The 17,269-nt window shown below is 71.7% G+C and carries 17 protein-coding genes; 4 read left to right on the top strand and 13 right to left on the bottom strand.

From position 1 onward, the window contains the following. Positions 1-86 precede the first annotated feature (86 nt). The 7 genes from truB to rimP all read right to left on the bottom strand — a co-directional run bounded on the left by truB (position 87) and on the right by rimP (position 6,993). A complete protein-coding gene (truB, locus tag ABT154_RS14200; protein ID WP_351856856.1) occupies positions 87-986 on the bottom strand; it encodes a tRNA pseudouridine(55) synthase TruB in 900 nt (299 codons plus the stop codon). Further along, positions 983-1,423 carry a 30S ribosome-binding factor RbfA gene (rbfA, locus tag ABT154_RS14195; protein WP_266897300.1) on the bottom strand — a complete coding sequence of 147 codons (441 nt, stop codon included), beginning with the start codon at positions 1,421-1,423 and terminating at the stop codon, positions 983-985. Before rbfA ends, truB begins: the two co-directional genes overlap by 4 nt. Before the next feature lie 30 nt (positions 1,424-1,453). Continuing rightward, positions 1,454-1,747: a DUF503 domain-containing protein gene (locus tag ABT154_RS14190; RefSeq protein ID WP_317878316.1), complete on the bottom strand. Its 294-nt coding sequence runs from the start codon at positions 1,745-1,747 to the stop codon at positions 1,454-1,456. A 148-nt stretch (positions 1,748-1,895) separates the two neighbouring features. Next, positions 1,896-4,994: a translation initiation factor IF-2 gene (gene infB, locus ABT154_RS14185; protein WP_332436373.1), complete on the bottom strand. Its 3,099-nt coding sequence runs from the start codon at positions 4,992-4,994 to the stop codon at positions 1,896-1,898. 147 nt (positions 4,995-5,141) lie between these two features. Further along, positions 5,142-5,423 (bottom strand): YlxR family protein, encoded by a 282-nt coding sequence (locus ABT154_RS14180; protein ID WP_351856853.1) that lies wholly within the window; start codon positions 5,421-5,423, stop codon positions 5,142-5,144. Between the two features lie 74 nt (positions 5,424-5,497). Next, entirely contained in the window at positions 5,498-6,493 is a 996-nt protein-coding gene (gene nusA, locus ABT154_RS14175) for a transcription termination factor NusA (protein ID WP_351856851.1), read from the bottom strand. A 2-nt stretch (positions 6,494-6,495) separates the two neighbouring features. Further along, positions 6,496-6,993 (bottom strand): ribosome maturation factor RimP, encoded by a 498-nt coding sequence (gene rimP, locus ABT154_RS14170; protein WP_351856850.1) that lies wholly within the window; start codon positions 6,991-6,993, stop codon positions 6,496-6,498. A 178-nt stretch (positions 6,994-7,171) separates the two neighbouring features. Here rimP and ABT154_RS14165 point away from each other — a divergent pair, with 178 nt between their 5' ends. The 4 genes from ABT154_RS14165 to ABT154_RS14150 are packed head-to-tail and all read left to right on the top strand — an operon-like array spanning position 7,172 to position 10,070. After that, complete coding sequence (locus tag ABT154_RS14165; protein ID WP_351856848.1) at positions 7,172-7,717, top strand: hypothetical protein; 546 nt, start codon at positions 7,172-7,174, stop codon at positions 7,715-7,717. After that, positions 7,714-8,130: a ferritin-like domain-containing protein gene (locus ABT154_RS14160; protein WP_332436370.1), complete on the top strand. Its 417-nt coding sequence runs from the start codon at positions 7,714-7,716 to the stop codon at positions 8,128-8,130. The genes ABT154_RS14165 and ABT154_RS14160 overlap by 4 nt, the downstream gene beginning before the upstream one ends. Before the next feature lie 31 nt (positions 8,131-8,161). Further along, positions 8,162-9,061, top strand: coding sequence for an aminoglycoside phosphotransferase family protein (locus ABT154_RS14155; protein ID WP_351856846.1), 900 nt, complete (start codon positions 8,162-8,164; stop codon positions 9,059-9,061). Positions 9,062-9,104: 43 nt separating this feature from the next. Next, entirely contained in the window at positions 9,105-10,070 is a 966-nt protein-coding gene (locus ABT154_RS14150) for a slipin family protein (RefSeq protein ID WP_351856888.1), read from the top strand. A 60-nt stretch (positions 10,071-10,130) separates the two neighbouring features. Here the strand turns inward: ABT154_RS14150 and ABT154_RS14145 are convergent, their stop codons facing one another. The 6 genes from ABT154_RS14145 to dxr all read right to left on the bottom strand — a co-directional run bounded on the left by ABT154_RS14145 (position 10,131) and on the right by dxr (position 17,265). Beyond that, positions 10,131-11,831: a proline--tRNA ligase gene (locus tag ABT154_RS14145; protein ID WP_351856844.1), complete on the bottom strand. Its 1,701-nt coding sequence runs from the start codon at positions 11,829-11,831 to the stop codon at positions 10,131-10,133. A gap of 68 nt (positions 11,832-11,899) precedes the next feature. Then, complete coding sequence (locus tag ABT154_RS14140; RefSeq protein ID WP_351856842.1) at positions 11,900-12,445, bottom strand: GNAT family N-acetyltransferase; 546 nt, start codon at positions 12,443-12,445, stop codon at positions 11,900-11,902. Positions 12,446-12,473: 28 nt separating this feature from the next. Next, positions 12,474-13,319, bottom strand: coding sequence for a GNAT family N-acetyltransferase (locus tag ABT154_RS14135; protein ID WP_351856840.1), 846 nt, complete (start codon positions 13,317-13,319; stop codon positions 12,474-12,476). Between the two features lie 130 nt (positions 13,320-13,449). After that, complete coding sequence (ispG, locus tag ABT154_RS14130) at positions 13,450-14,607, bottom strand: flavodoxin-dependent (E)-4-hydroxy-3-methylbut-2-enyl-diphosphate synthase (protein WP_056565882.1); 1,158 nt, start codon at positions 14,605-14,607, stop codon at positions 13,450-13,452. A 103-nt stretch (positions 14,608-14,710) separates the two neighbouring features. Then, positions 14,711-16,018 carry a M50 family metallopeptidase gene (locus ABT154_RS14125; RefSeq protein ID WP_351856838.1) on the bottom strand — a complete coding sequence of 436 codons (1,308 nt, stop codon included), beginning with the start codon at positions 16,016-16,018 and terminating at the stop codon, positions 14,711-14,713. Beyond that, positions 16,015-17,265 (bottom strand): 1-deoxy-D-xylulose-5-phosphate reductoisomerase, encoded by a 1,251-nt coding sequence (gene dxr, locus ABT154_RS14120; RefSeq protein WP_351856836.1) that lies wholly within the window; start codon positions 17,263-17,265, stop codon positions 16,015-16,017. The genes ABT154_RS14125 and dxr overlap by 4 nt, the downstream gene beginning before the upstream one ends. Between the last annotated feature and the right edge of the window lie 4 nt (positions 17,266-17,269).

Genomic DNA, 17,269 nt, shown 5'->3' with positions numbered 1-17,269 from the left:
CCCCTCCGCCGGGGGGGGCGCCCGGGGGGTTAACCCCGGGGGGGGGGCCCCCGCGCGCGCCCCCCCCCCACCGTGGACGTACGAGCTCAGCCGAAGACGGCGAGACTCTTGGCCTTGCCCCGATGCGCCTCGACGAGCGCCAGCAGCGTGCCTTCCGGCCCGTAGACCGCGACCGCGCCCGCCGGGTACTCCGGCATCTCCAGCCGGACCCCGTTGAGCAGCAGCTTGGCCCGCTTCTCGTCGACGTCCCACCGGGGGAACGCCGCCGCCGCCGCGTCGGCGACCGGCATGACCGTCAGTTCCTCCTGGAGCTGGTCGAGCGTCTTCGCCGAGTCCAGCTTGTACGGGCCGACCCGGGTGCGGCGCAGCGCGGTCAGGTGTCCGCCCACGCCGAGTCCCGCGCCGAGGTCCCGGGCCAGTGCCCGGATGTACGTACCGGAGGAGCAGACGACGGAGACGACCAGGTCGACGACGGGGGTGCCGTCCTCGGCAGTGGCCTCGCGGACGTCGTACACCTGGAAGGAGGAGACGGTGACCGGGCGGGCCGGGATCTCGAACTCCTCGCCGCCGCGCACCCGCGCGTACGACCGCTTGCCGTCGATCTTGATCGCGGAGACCTTCGACGGCACCTGCATGATGGCGCCGGTCAGCTCGGCGACGCCCGCGTCGATGCCTTCGCGGGTGACCTTCGAAGCGTCGACCGACGCCGTGATCTCGCCCTCGGCGTCGTCGGTGATCGTCGTCTGGCCCAGCCGGATGGTGCCCAGGTACTCCTTCTCGGTCAGCGCGAGGTGACCGAGCAGCTTGGTCGCCCGCTCCACGCCGAGGACGAGGACGCCGGTGGCCATGGGGTCGAGCGTGCCCGCGTGGCCGACCCGGCGGGTCTTCGCGATCCCGCGCATCTTGGCCACGACGTCGTGCGAGGTGAATCCCGACGGCTTGTCGACGATGACCAGGCCGTCGGGAGTCTTTGCTGCGTTGCTCATTCGGCGGCTTCGTCCTCGCCCGGCTTCTTGTAGGGGTCGGCCTCGCCGGCGAAGGCGGCGCCCGAGGACGCCTCCCGCACCTGGGCGTCGGAGGCCCGCGCCTTGTCGAGGAGGTCCTCGATCGTCTTGGCGTTCTCCGGGAGGGCGTCGGCCACGAAGGCCAGGGTCGGGGTGAACTTGGTCCCGGCCGCGCGGCCCACGGCCGAACGGAGGATGCCCTTGGCGCTCTCCAGGCCGGCGGCGGCGCTCGCCCGCTCCTCGTCGTCGCCGTAGACCGTGTAGAAGACCGTGGCCTCCCGCAGGTCGCCGGTGACACGGGTGTCCGTGATGGTCACGTGCGTGCCCAGGCGGGGGTCCTTGATGCCGCGCTGCAGCTTCTCGGCGACCACCTCCCGGATGAGGTCTGCCAGCTTCTTCGCCCGCGCGTTGTCGGCCACTGGTCCTTCTCCTTCTTTGCCTTGCTCAAATCAGTCTTCATCAGTGTGGAGCCTGCGGCGCACCGACAGCAGCTCCACCTCGGGACGGGCGGCGACGAGCCGCTCACAGCGGTCGAGCACGTCCGATACGAACCCCGGGTCCCCGGACACCAGCGCGACGCCCAGCAGGGCCCTGCGGTGGAGGTCCTGGTCGCCCACCTCGGCCGCGCTCACGGAGAACTTCCGCTGGAGCTCGGCGACGATCGGTTTGACGACGGAGCGTTTCTCCTTCAGCGAATGGACGTCGCCGAGGAGCAGATCGAAGGACAGTGTCCCCACATACATGTATGCCCGGATGTCCCGCCGGTTCGGGTTCGGTGCTCCCGCCGACCACTCGGCGGGGACACCCGAAACCGTACACGCAACGGCCGGGGCCGATCGACGGAATACTTTCCGCCGACCGGCCCCGGCTCACTGCTGCGATCGGACGCGATCAGGCGCGCGGCTTCTCGCGCATCTCGTACGTCGCGATGACGTCGTCGATCTTGATGTCGTTGAAGTTTCCGAGGTTGATACCGCCCTCGAAGCCTTCGCGGATCTCGGTGACGTCGTCCTTGAAGCGGCGCAGACCGTGGATCGTGAGGTCCTCGGCGATGACCTTGCCGTCGCGGACGAGGCGCGCCTTGGTGTTGCGCTTGACCTCGCCGGAGCGGATGAGGACACCGGCGATGTTGCCCAGCTTGGACGAGCGGAAGACCTCGCGGATCTCCGCCGTACCGAGCTCGACCTCTTCGTACTCCGGCTTGAGGAGGCCCTTGAGCGCCGCCTCGATCTCCTCGATGGCCTGGTAGATCACCGAGTAGTACCGGACGTCGACGCCTTCGCGCTCCGCCATCTGCGCCGCGCGGCCCGCAGCGCGGACGTTGTAGCCGATGACGATGGCGTCGGAGCCCATGGCCAGGTCGATGTCCGACTCGGTGACCGCACCCACACCGCGGTGCAGGACGCGGATGTCGACCTCTTCGCCGACGTCGAGCTGGAGCAGCGAGGACTCGAGGGCCTCGACCGCACCGGACGCGTCGCCCTTGATGATGAGGTTGAGTTCCTGGACGAGACCGGCCTTGAGCACCTTGTCGAGGTCCTCGAGGGACACCCGGCGGACGCGCTTGGCGAAGGCTGCGTTGCGCTCACGCGCAGCGCGCTTCTCGGCGATCTGGCGGGCCGTACGGTCCTCGTCGACCACCAGGAGGTTGTCGCCGGCACCCGGGACGTTGGTGAGACCGAGCACCAGGACGGGAGTCGACGGGGTCGCCTCCTCGACGTTGTTGCCCTTGTCGTCGAGCATCGCCCGGACGCGGCCGTACGCGTCGCCGACCACCACGGTGTCGCCGATGCGCAGCGTTCCGCGCTGGACCAGGACGGTCGAGACGGCACCGCGACCGCGGTCGAGGTGGGACTCGATCGCAATACCCTGCGCGTCCTGGTCCGGGTTGGCCCGGAGGTCGAGCGAGGCGTCCGCGGTGAGGACCACGGCCTCCAGCAGGGAGTCGATGTGCAGACCCTGCTTGGCGGAGATGTCGACGAACATCGTGTCGCCGCCGTACTCCTCGGCCACCAGACCGAACTCGGTCAGCTGACCGCGGACCTTGGTCGGGTCCGCACCCTCGACGTCGATCTTGTTGACCGCGACGACGATCGGGACGCCGGCGGCCTTGGCGTGGTTGAGCGCCTCGATCGTCTGCGGCATGACGCCGTCGTTGGCCGCGACCACGAGGATCGCGATGTCGGTCGACTTCGCACCACGGGCACGCATGGCGGTGAACGCCTCGTGACCCGGGGTGTCGATGAAGGTGATGCGACGCTCTTCGCCGTTGACCTCGGTACCCACCTGGTAGGCACCGATGTGCTGGGTGATGCCACCGGCCTCGCCCGCGACGACGTTCGTCTTGCGGATCGCGTCGAGCAGTCGGGTCTTACCGTGGTCGACGTGACCCATGACGGTGACGACCGGCGGACGGGAGACCAGAGCCTCTTCGCCGCCCTCGTCCTCGCCGAACTCGATGTCGAAGGACTCGAGGAGCTCGCGGTCCTCTTCCTCCGGCGAGACGATCTGAACGGTGTAGTTCATCTCCTCGCCGAGCATCGTCAGCGTGTCGTCGGAGACGGACTGCGTCGCCGTGACCATCTCACCGAGGTTCATCATCACCGCGACGAGCGACGCCGGGTTGGCGCCGATCTTCTCGGCGAAGTCGGTGAGGGAGGCACCGCGCGACAGTCGGATGACCTCGCCGCCACCGCGGGGAAGCATCACGCCGCCCACGGACGGGGCCTGCATGGCCTCGTACTCCTGGCGCCTCTGACGCTTCGACTTGCGACCACGACGCGCGGGACCGCCGGGACGACCGAAGGCGCCCTGCGTGCCACCACGTCCACCCGGACCGCCGGGACGGCCACCGAAGCCACCGGGACGACCGCCGAAGCCGCCGCCACCGCCGCCGGGACCACCCGGACGACCGCCGCCGCCACCGGGACCACCGGGACGACCGGCGAAGCCGCCGCCGCCACCGCCGGGACCGGCCGGACGACCGGCGAAGCCGGGACGACCGCCGCCGCCACCGCCGGGACCACCCGGACGACCGCCGGGGCCACCGGGACCACGGCCGCCAGGACCGGGACGCGGGCCGGCAGCGGGACGCTGCGGCATCATGCCCGGGTTCGGACGGTTACCGCCGGGCGCGCCGCCCGGACGCGGCGCCTGCGGGCGAGGCATCCCACCGGGGGTGGGACGCGCGCCGCCCTGACCCTGCGGACGCGGGGCGCCGCCGGGGCCACCCTGCGGACGCGGGGCGCCGGGAACGGCACCGGGGGCACCGCCGGGACGGGGGGCGCCGCCACCCGGACGGGGCGTCTGCGGACGCGCCATGCCGGTGGAGCCACCCGAGGTGAAGGGGTTGTTGCCCGGACGGGGACCGGCCGGACGGGCACCGCCCGGACGGGGGGCCTGCTGGCCGCCGGGGCGCGGGGCGCCCTGACCCTGCGGGCGGGGGGCCTGCTGGCCCGGACGCGCCGGACGCTCGCCGGTGGGGCGGGCGCCCTGGGCGGAGCCACCGGGACGCTGACCGGCGGCGGGAGCCGACGGGGGCGCGGTGAACTCGGGGGCGGCCGGAGCCGGCGTGACCGGCTTGGGCGCGGGCTTCGGGCCCGGGCGGGGGCCCGAGGCGGCCGGAGCCTGGGAGGGGGTGCTGCTCGCGGGCGCGGCGGCCGGAGTGACCGGAGCCGGCGCCGCAGGCGCGGCGGGGGCCGGCTTGGGGGCCGGGGCGCCGGGCTTCGGGGCAGCGGGACGAGCCGCGGCGGCCGGAGACGGCGCCGCGGGGGAGGGCGCCGCCTTGCGGGGCGCGCCGGGCTTGGCAGCGGTCTTGCCGGCGTTGCCGCCGGGACCCTGCAAAGCGTCAGTCAACTTGCGCACGACCGGCGCCTCGATCGTCGAGGACGCCGAACGGACGAATTCACCGAGTTCTTGGAGCTTGGCCATGACGACCTTGCTCTCCACACCGAACTCCTTGGCGAGTTCGTATACCCGGACCTTAGCCACTTTGCTCCTTTGTGAGGTCCGGTTACCGCCGGACCGTCGCTACTTCATGGGCGTACTCATCGCGTACTCATCGAGTGCTCATCGCAATCTCGACCTACTTCCAACTCGCGAGGTACCTGACCGCACGGTGTTCCGTGCCGTACTTCTTCACTGCGGTGCCGGCCGTTCGACGTGCTGACGGAGTTCCGCGGTGTCGAGCGGGCCCTGGACCCTGAAGGCCCTCGGCATTGCTCGGCGGCGGACCGCCAGGTCGAGACAAGCCTCGGCGGGGTGCAGGTACGCACCCCGGCCGGGCAGCGTACCGCGATGATCAGGAACGCACTCGTCCTTGTCCATCACGATACGCAGCAGATCGCTCTTGGCCACTCGCTCCCGGCATCCCACACAGGTTCGCTCAGGGCACGCGCGGGCATGCGTCCGGCCAGACACGATTAAGTCTACCTCCCCGTACCGACCTCACCTGTTTGGGGCAAGAATCGAACAGTTGTTGGCCAAAAAACGGCTCAGTCCTGCGGGCCGTCCTGCTCCGTGTCGGGCCGGATGTCGATCCGCCAGCCGGTGAGGCGGGCGGCCAGGCGGGCGTTCTGGCCCTCCTTGCCGATCGCCAGCGACAGCTGGTAGTCCGGCACCGTCACCCGCGCGGAGCGGGCCGCCAAGTCGACGACCTCGACCCTGGAGACACGGGCCGGGGAGAGCGCGTTCGCCACCATCTCGGCCGGGTCGTCCGACCAGTCGACGATGTCGATCTTCTCGCCGAGCAGCTCCGCCATCACGTTGCGGACGCGGCTGCCCATCGGGCCGATGCAGGCGCCCTTGGGGTTCAGACCGGACCGGGTGGAGCGGACCGCGATCTTGGTGCGGTGACCGGCCTCACGGGCGATCGCCGTGATCTCGACGGAACCGTCGGCGATCTCCGGGACCTCCAGCGCGAAGAGCTTCTTCACCAGGTTGGGGTGGGTCCGCGAAAGGGTGACGGACGGACCGCGCACACCCTTCGCCACCCGGACGACGTACGTCCGCAGCCGCAGACCGTGCGTGTAGTCCTCGCCCGGCACCTGCTCCTGCACCGGGAGGATGGCCTCCAGCTTGTCATCCAGCCGGACGAGGACGTTCTTCGGGTCCTTGCCCTGCTGCACCACACCGGCGACGACATCGCCCTCGCGCCGCGCGTACTCGCCGAACGTCACGTCGTTCTCGGCGTCCCGCAGCCTCTGCTGGATCACCTGGCGGGCGGTGCTCGCCGCGATCCGGCCGAAGTCCGACGGGGTGTCGTCGAAGTCCTTGGGCTCCTGGCCCTCCTCCAGCTCGGAGGGGTCTTCCTTCGCCCACACCGTCACGTGACCGGTCAGCCGGTCCAGCTCCACGCGCGCGTGGCGGCGGGCGTCGGGGGTGCGGTGGTAGGCGATGAGGAGGGCCGACTCGATCGCCTCGACCAGCAGGTCGAAGGAGATCTCCTTCTCATGCGCCAAGCCCTTGAGCAGCTTCACGTCGATGTCCACGGCTACGCCTCCTCTTCCTTCTTGTCCTTGCGGTTGAACTCGATCTCGACACGCGCCTTGACGACATCGGAGAACTCGACCCGGCGGGCGGTCGGCTTGCGCCCCTTCACGCCCGGCACTTCGAGGTCGAGGCCGTCCTCGTCCACGGCCAGGATGCGCGCGACCAGTTCGTCGCCCTCGGCGAGCTGGAGCTTGACGAGTCGGCCGGTGGCCCGCACGTAGTGGCGGTGCTGGGTCAGGGGGCGATCGGCGCCGGGCGAGCTGACTTCGAGGACGTACTCGCCCTCGCCCATCGCTTCGGTCTCGTCGAGCTTCTCGGAGATCGCGCGGCTCAGCTCGGCACAGAGGTCCAGCTCCACGCCCTCGTCGGAGTCGACGACGATCCTCAGCAGTCCGCGACGGCCGGCCCGGGACACCTCGATCTCTTCCAGATCCAGGTCCTTCGCGTGGACGAGCGGCTCCACGAGTCCGCGCAGCCTGTCGCTCTGGGTGGTGCTCATCCGGGTGACTCCTCGGCCGCGTGTGCTGTTGTGGTTCGTCGCGTGTTCGTCGCGTGTCAGACCAAAGGGTATCCGGTCCCGGAGGGTGTTGCCGTCCACCGGCTCGGGGCCCACGGGTACGCTCGCCTGCGGTGATCCCGACGATCTTCGACGACGTACCACGGCCGAGGGAGAGAGCGTGACGACGACGGACAGGCGGGCACTCCTGACGGCCGGGCTCTCGGCCGCCGCCGCGGCGGCCCTGGCGGGCTGCACCTCGGACGATCCAGGCCCCCGGAAACCGACCTCCGCCGAGGTCGGGGCCGAACGGGTGGCCCGCGCCGAGGCGGCTCTCCGGCTGCGCGCGGTGACCGCCTCCCGGACCCTGCTGAATCGTTACGACGCCGCGCTCGCCGCCCATCCCGCCCTCGCGCCCCGGCTGACCCCGCTGCGCCGCTCGGCCGCCGCGCACGCCAAGGCCCTCGCCGAGGGCGGTACGCCGGTCGCACCGGTGACCGCCCCGGCCTCCCCGAAGCCCACGGCGTCGACCGCTCCCCCGACCCCGCCCGTGGCCACCGACCCCCGGGCCGCGCTCCGGGACCTCGCGGGGGCCGCCCGCGAGGCCTCCGCCGTCCACACCGCCGCGCTGTCCACCGCACCTCCCGAGTACGCCCGGCTGCTGGCCTCCGTGGCCGCCGCGGGCGCCGCGCAGGCCTGTCTGCTGACCGAAGGAGCACGGGCATGAGCGCCCTCGACGCCACCCAGGCCGCACTGGCCGCCGAGCACGCGGCGGTGTACGGGTACGGGGTCGTCGGCGGCCGGATCGGCCCCGAGCGGCGCGCCGAGGCCACCGCCGCGTACGAGGCGCACCGGGCCCGCCGGGACGCCCTGCACCGGGCCGTGCGCGACCTGGGCGGCACTCCCGTGGCCGCGGAGGCCGCGTACGAGCTGCCGTTCCCGGTGGCGGACCCGGCAGGAGCCGTACGGCTCGCCGCCGTCCTGGAGGACCGGGTGGCCGGGGTGTACTCCGATCTCGTCCGTGCCTCCCCGGGCCCGAAGCGGGGTGAGGCCGCCGCCGCGCTCACCGAGGCGGCGGTACGGGCCGTCCGCTGGCGCGGCAGCGACGTAACCTTTCCTGGGCTGGCCGAGCGGGTCTGAGCCCCGACCCGACCGAAGGAACAACGTACGCATGGGTTTCGAACCGCCGCAGCGACTGGTGAGGACGCTCGGTGAGACGTACGGGGACGCCGTCGCGGCCGAGTGGCTCGGGAAGCTGCCCGAGCTGGCCGACCAGGTGCTCGACCGGGCCTCGCTGGACGCCGAACGGGTGATGGCCCCCGGCGGCCGGAGCAGCCTCGTCGTGCTCGTCCGGCGGCCCGACGGCTCCCCCGCGGCGCTCAAGATCGCGCCCCCGTTCGCCCGGCCCGACCGGGAGCGGGACGCGCTCGCGCACTGGAACGGCTGGGGCGCGGTCCAGCTCCTCGACGGGGCCGGGGAGGGCGCGCTCGTCCTCGAACGGCTCCATCCCGAGGTGTCGCTGCGCTCCCTGCCGGAGGCGAAGGCCCTCCTGGAGGCGGCCGGGACCGTGCGCAAGCTGTGGGTCGAGCCCCCGGCGGAGCACGGCTTCGAGACGGTGGCCGAGCGCACCGCCCGGCAGGCCTCCCCCATGGACCACTACCGGGCCGACGCCACGGCCGGCGAGCTGACGGCCGCCGCGCTCGCGGCCCGCGACGAGCTGGTGGCGGCCGAGGCGGAGACGCTGCTGCTGCACGGGAACTTCCGGCAGGGCAAGGTCCTTGCCGGGGACCGGGCGCCCTGGCTCGCGGTCGGCCCCGAGCCGCTGGTCGGCGAGCGGGCGTACGACCTCGCCCGGCTGGTACGCGACCGGGTCGAGGACCTGGTCGCGGCCTCTTCGGGTGCCTCTGCCGCCCGGCGGCGGGTCAACAAACTGGCCGACTCGCTGGACGTGGACCGGGAGCGGCTGCGCGGCTGGACGCTGTTCCGCGCGGTCGAGTCGGGCACGCGGGCGCTGACGGCGGGCCGCCGGCAGGATGCCGAGCTGCTTCTGGAGTTCGCGGGCTGGCTGTAGGGGAATACCCTTTTTATACGGTTCGGCTCGATTGGGGGCCGTGATGATCCAAGAGCTGCTGTTGGTGGCGGTCGGCGCGTGTGCGGCGGTCGCGGTGTACGCGGGCGCGGCGGCGCGCGTGGTGAAGCAGTACGAGCGCGGAGTGGTCTTCCGCTTCGGTCGGCTCCGCGACGACATCAGGTCCCCCGGGTTCACCATGATCCTTCCCGGGGTGGACCGGATCCACAAGGTGAACATGCAGATCGTCACGATGCCCGTCCCCGCCCAGGAGGGGATCACCCGGGACAACGTGACGGTCCGGGTCGACGCGGTCGTCTACTTCAAGGTCGTCGACGCGGCGGAGGCGCTCGTCCGGGTCGAGGACTACAAGTTCGCGGTCTCCCAGATGTCGCAGACCTCGCTGCGGTCGATCATCGGCAAGAGCGACCTCGACGACCTGCTGTCCAACCGGGAGAAGCTCAACCAGGGCCTGGAACTGATGCTGGACTCCCCCGCCATCGGCTGGGGCGTGCAGATCGACCGGGTCGAGATCAAGGACGTGTCCCTGCCGGAGACGATGAAGCGCTCGATGGCCCGGCAGGCGGAGGCGGACCGTGAGCGGCGGGCGAGGGTCATCAACGCCGACGCCGAGCTCCAGGCCTCGAAGAAGCTCGCGGAGGCCGCGGCGGTGATGTCCGACCAGCCGGCCGCGCTCCAGCTCCGGCTGCTGCAGACGGTGGTCGCGGTGGCGGCGGAGAAGAACTCGACGCTGGTGCTGCCGTTCCCGGTGGAGCTGCTGAGGTTCCTGGAGCGGTCCACGGTGGGGCCCGCGGCGGCCATGAGCGACACACCCGAAATGGCGCCGGCTCCGCAGACACCCCAGGCACCGCCGGTGCCGCCGGTGCCGGTGGCGCCGCCGGTCAGCGAGGCGTACCTCAAGGGCGCCGCGCACGCGGCGGAGCGGGTGGAACCGGTGGAGGACCTGACAGGCGCGTCGGTGGAGCCGGGACCGCCGGAGGAGGCCGCCTGAGGCCCACGACGGAAGGGGCGGGGGCTCCAGGCCCCCGCCCCTTCCTCATGCCTCCGGCCGTCAGGCGGTCAGCCGCGCGATGGCCTCGTCGACCGTCAGCTCCTCGCGCTCGCCCGTGCGGCGGTCCTTCAGCTCCACGACGCCCTCGCCGGAGCGGCGGCCCGCGACCAGGATCTTCGGGACGCCCATCAGCTCCGCGTCGGTGAACTTGACGCCCGGGGAGACGCCCGCGCGGTCGTCGACCAGGACACGGAGCCCGGCGGCGGACAGCTTGTCGGAGACCTCCAGGGCCAGCTCGGTCTGGAGGGCCTTGCCGGCGGCGACCACGTGCACGTCGGCGGGGGCGACCTCGGCGGACCAGCACAGGCCCTTCTCGTCGGCCGTCTGCTCGGCGAGGGCGGCGACGGCGCGCGAGACGCCGATGCCGTACGAGCCCATGGTCACGCGGACCGGCTTGCCGTTCTGGCCGAGGACGTCGAGCTTGAGGGCGTCGGCGTACTTGCGGCCCAGCTGGAAGATGTGGCCGATCTCGATCGCGCGGTCCAGCTTCAGGCCGGTGCCGCACCTGGGGCAGGGGTCGCCCTCCTGCACGACGACGACGTCGACGTACTCGTCGACCTCGAAGTCACGGCCCGCGACGACGTTCTTCGCGTGCGTGCCCTCCTTGTTGGCGCCCGTGATCCAGGAGGTGCCGGGGGCCACGCGGGGGTCGGCGATGTACGTGACCTTCTCCAGGCCCTGCGGACCGACGTAGCCGCGCACCAGGTCCGCGCGCCCGGCGAAGTCGGCCTCGGTGACCATCTCGACGGTGGCCGGGGCGAAGTGCTCCTCGACCTTGCCCAGGTCGACCTCGCGGTCGCCGGGCACGCCCACGGCGACGATCTCGCCGTCGACCTTGACCAGGAGGTTCTTGAGGGTGTCCGACGCGGCCACGCCGAGCGAGGCCGCGAGGGTCTCGATGGTGGGGGTGTCGGGGGTGGGGATCTCCTCTGCGGCGGGCACGGCGGAGCCGTCGACCGGCCGCAGCTCGTAGGAGATGGCCTCGGTGTTGGCCGCGAAGTCGCAGTTCGGGCAGTCGGCGAAGGTGTCCTCGCCGGCCTCGGCCGGGGCGAGGAACTCCTCGGACTTGGAGCCGCCCATGGCGCCGGCGGTGGCGGCGACGATGCGGTAGTCGAGGCCGAGGCGCTCGAAGACCCGCTGGTACGCCTGGCGGTGCAGGGCGTACGACTGGGCCAGGCCCTCGTCCTCCGTGTCGAAGGAGTACGAGTCCTTCATCAGGAACTCACGGCCGCGCAGGATGCCGGCGCGGGGGCGGGCCTCGTCGCGGAACTTGGTCTGGATCTGGTACAGGATGACCGGCAGGTCCTTGTAGGACGAGCACTGGTCCTTGACCAGGAGGGTGAAGATCTCCTCGTGCGTGGGGCCGAGGAGGTAGTCGCCGCCCTTGCGGTCCTGGAGGCGGAACAGCTCGGCGCCGTACTCGTCCCAGCGGCCCGTGGCCTCGTAGGGCTCTCGGGGCAGCAGCGCGGGCAGGGAGACCTCCTGGGCGCCGATGGCGTCCATCTCCTCACGGACGATGCGCTCGACGTTGGCGAGGACCTTCTTGCCGAGGGGCAGCCAGCTCCAGATGCCGGCGGCGGTGCGGCGGACGTAGCCGGCGCGGACGAGGAGCTTGTGGCTGAGGACCTCGGCGTCCGCCGGGTCGTCGCGCAGCGTCTTCGCCATCAACTGGGACATGCGCTGGACCGGTGCGTTGGCCATGGTTCTCGTACTCCTGCCGGGTAAGGATGATGCCCCGAGATTAGCCGGGCCGCCCCGCCTCGGAGAAATCAGTTCCGGCGCCTGAGCGGCAGCGGAGCGCCCATCACCGCGTACGGGCGGGCGGCGCTCGGGAAGTGCACCTGGCGGGCGAGGTCGGTGTAGCCGAGCGAGCGGTAGAGGCCGCGGGCCGGGCTGTCGGTGTCGATCGCGGAGAGGATCGAGCGCGGCTCGGCGGCCCCGTCGGTGATGGTGGTGATCAGCTCGCGGCCCACCCCGCGCCCCTGGTGGGCCGGGTGGACGTGGAGTTCGGTGATGACGAAGGAGTCGTCGAGCCAGTCGGCGGTGCCGGTGACGCGGAGGTAGCCCTCGACGACGGTGGACCACCAGTGGGTGCGGTCGTTGGGCATCCCGTAGACGAAGCCGACGAGGGTCCCGTCGGGGGTGGTGGCCCCGTAGGCGCGGGCCCCGGGGCTCAGCAGGTGACGCAGCACGATGTGGCGGCGTACGGCGATCTCGTCCTGGTCCAGGCCGAAGGCGAGCGCCTGCACGGCGAGGGCCTCGTCCACCCGGGCGGCGAGATTGACCGGCCCGATCATGACCTCTGCGTCATCCATGCGGCGCACCCTACAAGCGGCCGGGGCCTCAGAACAGCACGCTCATGAAGGCGCCGGTCTCCCGGAAGCCGACACGGCGGTACGCGGCCCGGGCGGGGGTGTTGTAGTCGTTCACGTACAGGCTGACCACGGGCGCGACGTCGGCCAGCGCGTACCGGAGGACGGCGGCCATGCCCGACTCGGACAGGCCCTTGCCGCGGTGCTCGGGGGCCACCCAGACGCCCTGGATCTGGCAGGCCTGGCGGGTCGCCGCGCCGATCTCGGCCTTGAAGACGACCTTGCCGTCCTCGACGCGGGCGAAGGAGCGGCCCGAGCCGACGAGTTCGGCGACCCTGGCCTGGTAGAGCAGACCGCCGTCGTTGGCGAGCGGGGAGATGCCGACCTCCTCGGTGAACATGGCCACGCAGGCGGGCATGATCACGTCCATCTCGTCCTTGCGGACCCGGCGGACCAGCGGGTCGGGGGCGACGGTGGCGGAGGGCTCCTCCGCGACCATCAGCGGCTGGCGGGCGCGGACGTCGCGGGCGGGGCCCCAGCTGGGTTCGAGGAGCCGCCACAGTTCGGCGGTGGGCTCGACGGGGCCGACGATCGAGGAGCAGCGGCGGCCGGTCCTGCGGGCCCGGTCGGCGAAGGCGCGGACGGCCTCGGGGGTGGCGCAGAGGGGTACGAGGTTGGCGCCCGCGTAGCAGAGGGAGCGCAGCCGGCCCTCGCTGTACCAGCCCCACATCTCGCCGCCGAGGCGCCAGGGATCGAGTCCGGCGATCTGGACGCGGGCGGTGACGAAGGCGTTCTCGACGGGGGCGCTCTCCAGGACGGCGAGTGCGGCGCCGAGGTCGGCGGGTTCGAGGACCCGGGTGGCGGGTTGTGTCAACACGAGGGGGCCTCACCGTGCGGTTCTGCTGGTCTCCGCACTTTACCCTTCCCGCCTGTGGCGGGGTCCTCCACGCGGACGAAGCCCCTCCGCCCGGTGGGGCTGGAGGGGCTTCGGCGTGCGGGGCGGACGGTCAGCCGGCGACGGCGACGGACGGTTCGCCGCTGGCGACGCCGTCCTTCTCCATCTGCTCGGCGATCTTCAGCGCCTCTTCGATCAGGGTCTCGACGATCTTCGACTCGGGGACGGTCTTGATGACCTCGCCCTTGACGAAGATCTGGCCCTTGCCGTTGCCGGAGGCGACGCCGAGGTCGGCCTCGCGGGCCTCGCCGGGGCCGTTCACGACGCAGCCCATGACGGCCACGCGCAGCGGGACGGTCATGCCGTCGAGGCCGGCGGTGACCTCCTCCGCCAGCTTGTAGACGTCGACCTGGGCGCGGCCACAGGACGGGCAGGAGACGATCTCCAGGCGGCGCTGGCGCAGGTTCAGCGACTCCAGGATCTGGATGCCGACCTTGATCTCCTCGGCCGGCGGCGCGGAGAGCGAGACGCGGATGGTGTCGCCGATGCCCTGGGAGAGCAGCGCGCCGAAGGCGACGGCGGACTTGATGGTGCCCTGGAAGGCCGGGCCCGCCTCGGTGACGCCGAGGTGCAGCGGGTAGTCGCTCTGGGCGGCGAGCTGGCGGTACGCCTCGACCATGACGACCGGGTCGTTGTGCTTGACCGAGATCTTGATGTCGCGGAAGCCGTGCTCCTCGAAGAGGGAGGCCTCCCAGAGGGCGGACTCGACGAGCGCCTCGGGGGTGGCCTTGCCGTACTTCTTCAGCAGACGGGCGTCGAGCGAACCGGCGTTGACGCCGATGCGGATCGGGGTGCCGGCGTCGGAGGCCGCCTTGGCGATCTCCTTGACCTTGTCGTCGAACTGCTTGATGTTGCCCGGGTTGACGCGGACGGCCGCGCAGCCCGCGTCGATCGCCGCGAACACGTACTTCGGCTGGAAGTGGATGTCGGCGATGACCGGGATCTGCGACTTCCTGGCGATCGTCGCCAGGGCGTCGGCGTCGTCCTGCGTCGGGCAGGCCACGCGCACGATCTGGCAGCCGGAGGCGGTCAGCTCGGCGATCTGCTGGAGGGTGGCACCGATGTCGGAGGTGCGGGTGGTGGTCATCGACTGCACGGAGACGGGAGCGTCACCGCCGACGGCCACGCTGCCGACCTGGATCTGGCGGCTCTTGCGCCGCTCGGCGAGCCGGGTCGGGACGGTCGGGATACCGAGCGAAATCGCGGTCATCTTCTGTGCAACCTCAAGGTTGTGCGTCGGCGGGCTCAGGTCTCCGAGGTTACCGCCCCGGCGGCGGGGGGCCGGACACCATCGGGTGCGGCCCCCCTGCGGTCTAGGTGATCCTCACCGGGTTGACGAGGTCGGCGGCGAGGACGAGCAGCGTGAAGCAGACGAACACGCCGGCCACCACGTACGCGGCGGGCATCAGCTTCGCCACGTCGAAGGGGCCGGGGTCGGGGCGCTTGAAGATCCGGGCCGTGTGACGGCGTACGGACTCCCACAGGGCGCCCGCGATGTGGCCGCCGTCGAGCGGCAGCAGCGGGAGCATGTTGAACAGGAACAGCGACACGTTGAAGTACACGAGCAGGTTCATGAACATCACGAGGATCGTCGTCGGCGGGGCCTCGATGTTCATGAGTTCGCCGGTGATCCGCGCGGCGCCGACGACGCCCACGGGCGAGTCGTCGGCGCGCTCGCCGTTGCCGAAGGTGGCGTCCCACAGGCCGGGGATCTTGCCCGGGAGGGCGATGACCGAGTGGACGCCGTTCTGCATCAGCTCGCCCATGCGGTCGGTGGTCTCACCGAAGGTGAGGGGCGCGACCTCGGTCTTGGAGGCGAAGCCGAGGTATCCGGCGTCGATGTACGTCACCGGCTGGACGACCCGGCCGTCCGCGTCCTTCTTCGGGACCTTGTTCGACACCAGCGTGGGGTGCAGGTCGACGCGCTGACCGGCCCGCTCGACGGTGACCGTCGCGGGGCCGATGGTGTCGCGGATGCGGTCCGAGAGGGTGTCCCAGTCCGCGACCGGCGTCCCGTTGAACGCGACGATCTTGTCGCCGTCCTTCAGGCCGGCCCGGAACGCCGGTGAGACGGGGTCGCCCGCCTGGCACTTCTCGCGCTTCTCGCTCTGCTCGATGACGCACTTCTGGACGCCGGCGACCTGGGTCGTCTGACCCTCGATGCCCAGCGTCATCATCGAGCCGAAGAACAGCGCCGCCGCCAGGACCAGGTTCATGAACGGTCCGGCGAACATGACGATCACGCGCTTCCACGGCCTGCGCGTGTAGAAGAGGCGGCTCTCGTCGCCCTCCTGGAGTTCCTCGTACGAGGCCTCCCTGGCGTCCTCGATCATCGAGCGCCAGGGCGAGGTGGAGCGGGCCTCGATCTTGCCGTCCTCGCCGGGCGGGAACATGCCGATCATGCGGATGTAGCCGCCGGCCGGGATGGCCTTGATGCCGTACTCGGTGTCGCCGCGCTTCTTCGACCAGATGGTGGGGCCGAAGCCGACCATGTACTGCGGCACGCGGATGCCGAAGAGCTTGGCCGTGGAGAGGTGGCCCAGCTCGTGCCAGGCGATGGAGATCAGCAGGCCCAGCGCGAACAGCACGATGCCCAGGCCGTACAGGAGCATTTCGGTCATGCGCGGGCCTCCGCTGTTGCCTTCGCTGCGAGCTCTCGGGCCCGGGCGCGCGCCCAGGTCTCCGCTTCGAGGACGTCCGGGACGGTGAGAGAGGTTCCCGCCGCGGGGACACCGTGCTCCGCGACGACCGCCGTGACGGTGTCCATGATCCCGTTGAACGGCAGCCGTCCGGCGAGGAAGGCCTCGACGCACTCCTCGTTCGCCGCGTTGAAGACGGCGGGGGCGGTGCCGCCCAGCTCGCCGACGTGCCGGGCCAGCCCGACCGACGGGAACGCCTCGGTGTCCAGGGGGAAGAACTCCCAGGTGGAGGCCTTGGTCCAGTCGAAGGCGGGGGCCGCGTCCGGGACCCTCTCGGGCCAGCCGATGCCGATGGCGATCGGGCCGCCCATGTCCGGCGGGGTGGCCTGGGCGAGCGTGGAGCCGTCCGTGAACTCGACCATCGAGTGGACGTACGACTGCGGGTGGACGACGACCTCGATGCGGCCGAAGGGGATGTCGTAGAGCAGATGGGCCTCGATGACCTCAAGGCCCTTGTTCACCAGGGTCGCGCTGTTCACCGTGATGACCGGGCCCATCGCCCAGGTCGGGTGGGCGAGCGCGTCCTCGCGGGTGACATGGGCCAGTTCCGCCCGCGTACGGCCGCGGAAGGGGCCGCCGGAGGCGGTGACGACCAGCTTGCGGACATCGGCGCGGGTGCCGGCGGCGAGCGCCTGGAAGAGGGCCGCGTGCTCGGAGTCGACCGGGATGATCTGGCCGGGCTTGGCGAGCGCCTTCACCAGCGGGCCGCCGACGATCAGCGACTCCTTGTTGGCGAGGGCGAGGGTGCGGCCGGCTTCGAGGGCGGCGAGGGTCGGCGCGAGGCCGATGGAGCCGGTGATGCCGTTGAGGACGGTGTGGCACGGGGACGCGGCCAGCTGGGTCGCCGCGTCCGGGCCCGCGAGCAGCTCGGGCAGGGGCTCGGAGCCGTACAGCGCCTTCAGCGCGTCCCGCAGCTCCGGCAGCACCTCCTCGCGGGCCACGGCGACCGTGGCGACCTTCAGCCGGTGCGCCTGCTCGGCGAGCAGCGCGACCCGGCCGCCCGAGGCGGCCAGGGCGGTGACCCGGAAGCGGTCGGGGTTGCGCAGCACCAGGTCGATGGCCTGGGTGCCGATGGACCCCGTCGAGCCGAGGACGACGATGTCCCGGCGTCCTTCGGAGACGTCGAAGGCGATGTGGGGGTCGGCGAGAGGAGAGGGGCGGTCGCTCATGCCC

The organism is Streptomyces sp. NPDC001728 (assembly GCF_040297565.1).
Taxonomy (GTDB): Bacteria; Actinomycetota; Actinomycetes; order Streptomycetales; family Streptomycetaceae; genus Streptomyces.
This window is presented reverse-complemented; position numbering and strand designations above follow the sequence as displayed.

What these genes read in the sequence shown, in the direction of transcription:
- ABT154_RS14145 (WP_351856844.1), bottom strand. Translation starts at nt 11,831, where the DNA reads ATGGCCAACGCACCGGTCCAGCGCATGTCCCAGTTGATGGCGAAGACG.
- ABT154_RS14125 (WP_351856838.1), bottom strand. Translation starts at nt 16,018, where the DNA reads ATGACCGAAATGCTCCTGTACGGCCTGGGCATCGTGCTGTTCGCGCTG.
- dxr (WP_351856836.1), bottom strand. Translation starts at nt 17,265, where the DNA reads ATGAGCGACCGCCCCTCTCCTCTCGCCGACCCCCACATCGCCTTCGAC.
- ABT154_RS14150 (WP_351856888.1), top strand. Translation starts at nt 9,105, where the DNA reads ATGATCCAAGAGCTGCTGTTGGTGGCGGTCGGCGCGTGTGCGGCGGTC.
- ispG (WP_056565882.1), bottom strand. Translation starts at nt 14,607, where the DNA reads ATGACCGCGATTTCGCTCGGTATCCCGACCGTCCCGACCCGGCTCGCC.
- truB (WP_351856856.1), bottom strand. Translation starts at nt 986, where the DNA reads ATGAGCAACGCAGCAAAGACTCCCGACGGCCTGGTCATCGTCGACAAG.
- rimP (WP_351856850.1), bottom strand. Translation starts at nt 6,993, where the DNA reads ATGAGCACCACCCAGAGCGACAGGCTGCGCGGACTCGTGGAGCCGCTC.
- ABT154_RS14190 (WP_317878316.1), bottom strand. Translation starts at nt 1,747, where the DNA reads ATGTATGTGGGGACACTGTCCTTCGATCTGCTCCTCGGCGACGTCCAT.
- ABT154_RS14155 (WP_351856846.1), top strand. Translation starts at nt 8,162, where the DNA reads ATGGGTTTCGAACCGCCGCAGCGACTGGTGAGGACGCTCGGTGAGACG.
- ABT154_RS14160 (WP_332436370.1), top strand. Translation starts at nt 7,714, where the DNA reads ATGAGCGCCCTCGACGCCACCCAGGCCGCACTGGCCGCCGAGCACGCG.
- ABT154_RS14140 (WP_351856842.1), bottom strand. Translation starts at nt 12,445, where the DNA reads ATGGATGACGCAGAGGTCATGATCGGGCCGGTCAATCTCGCCGCCCGG.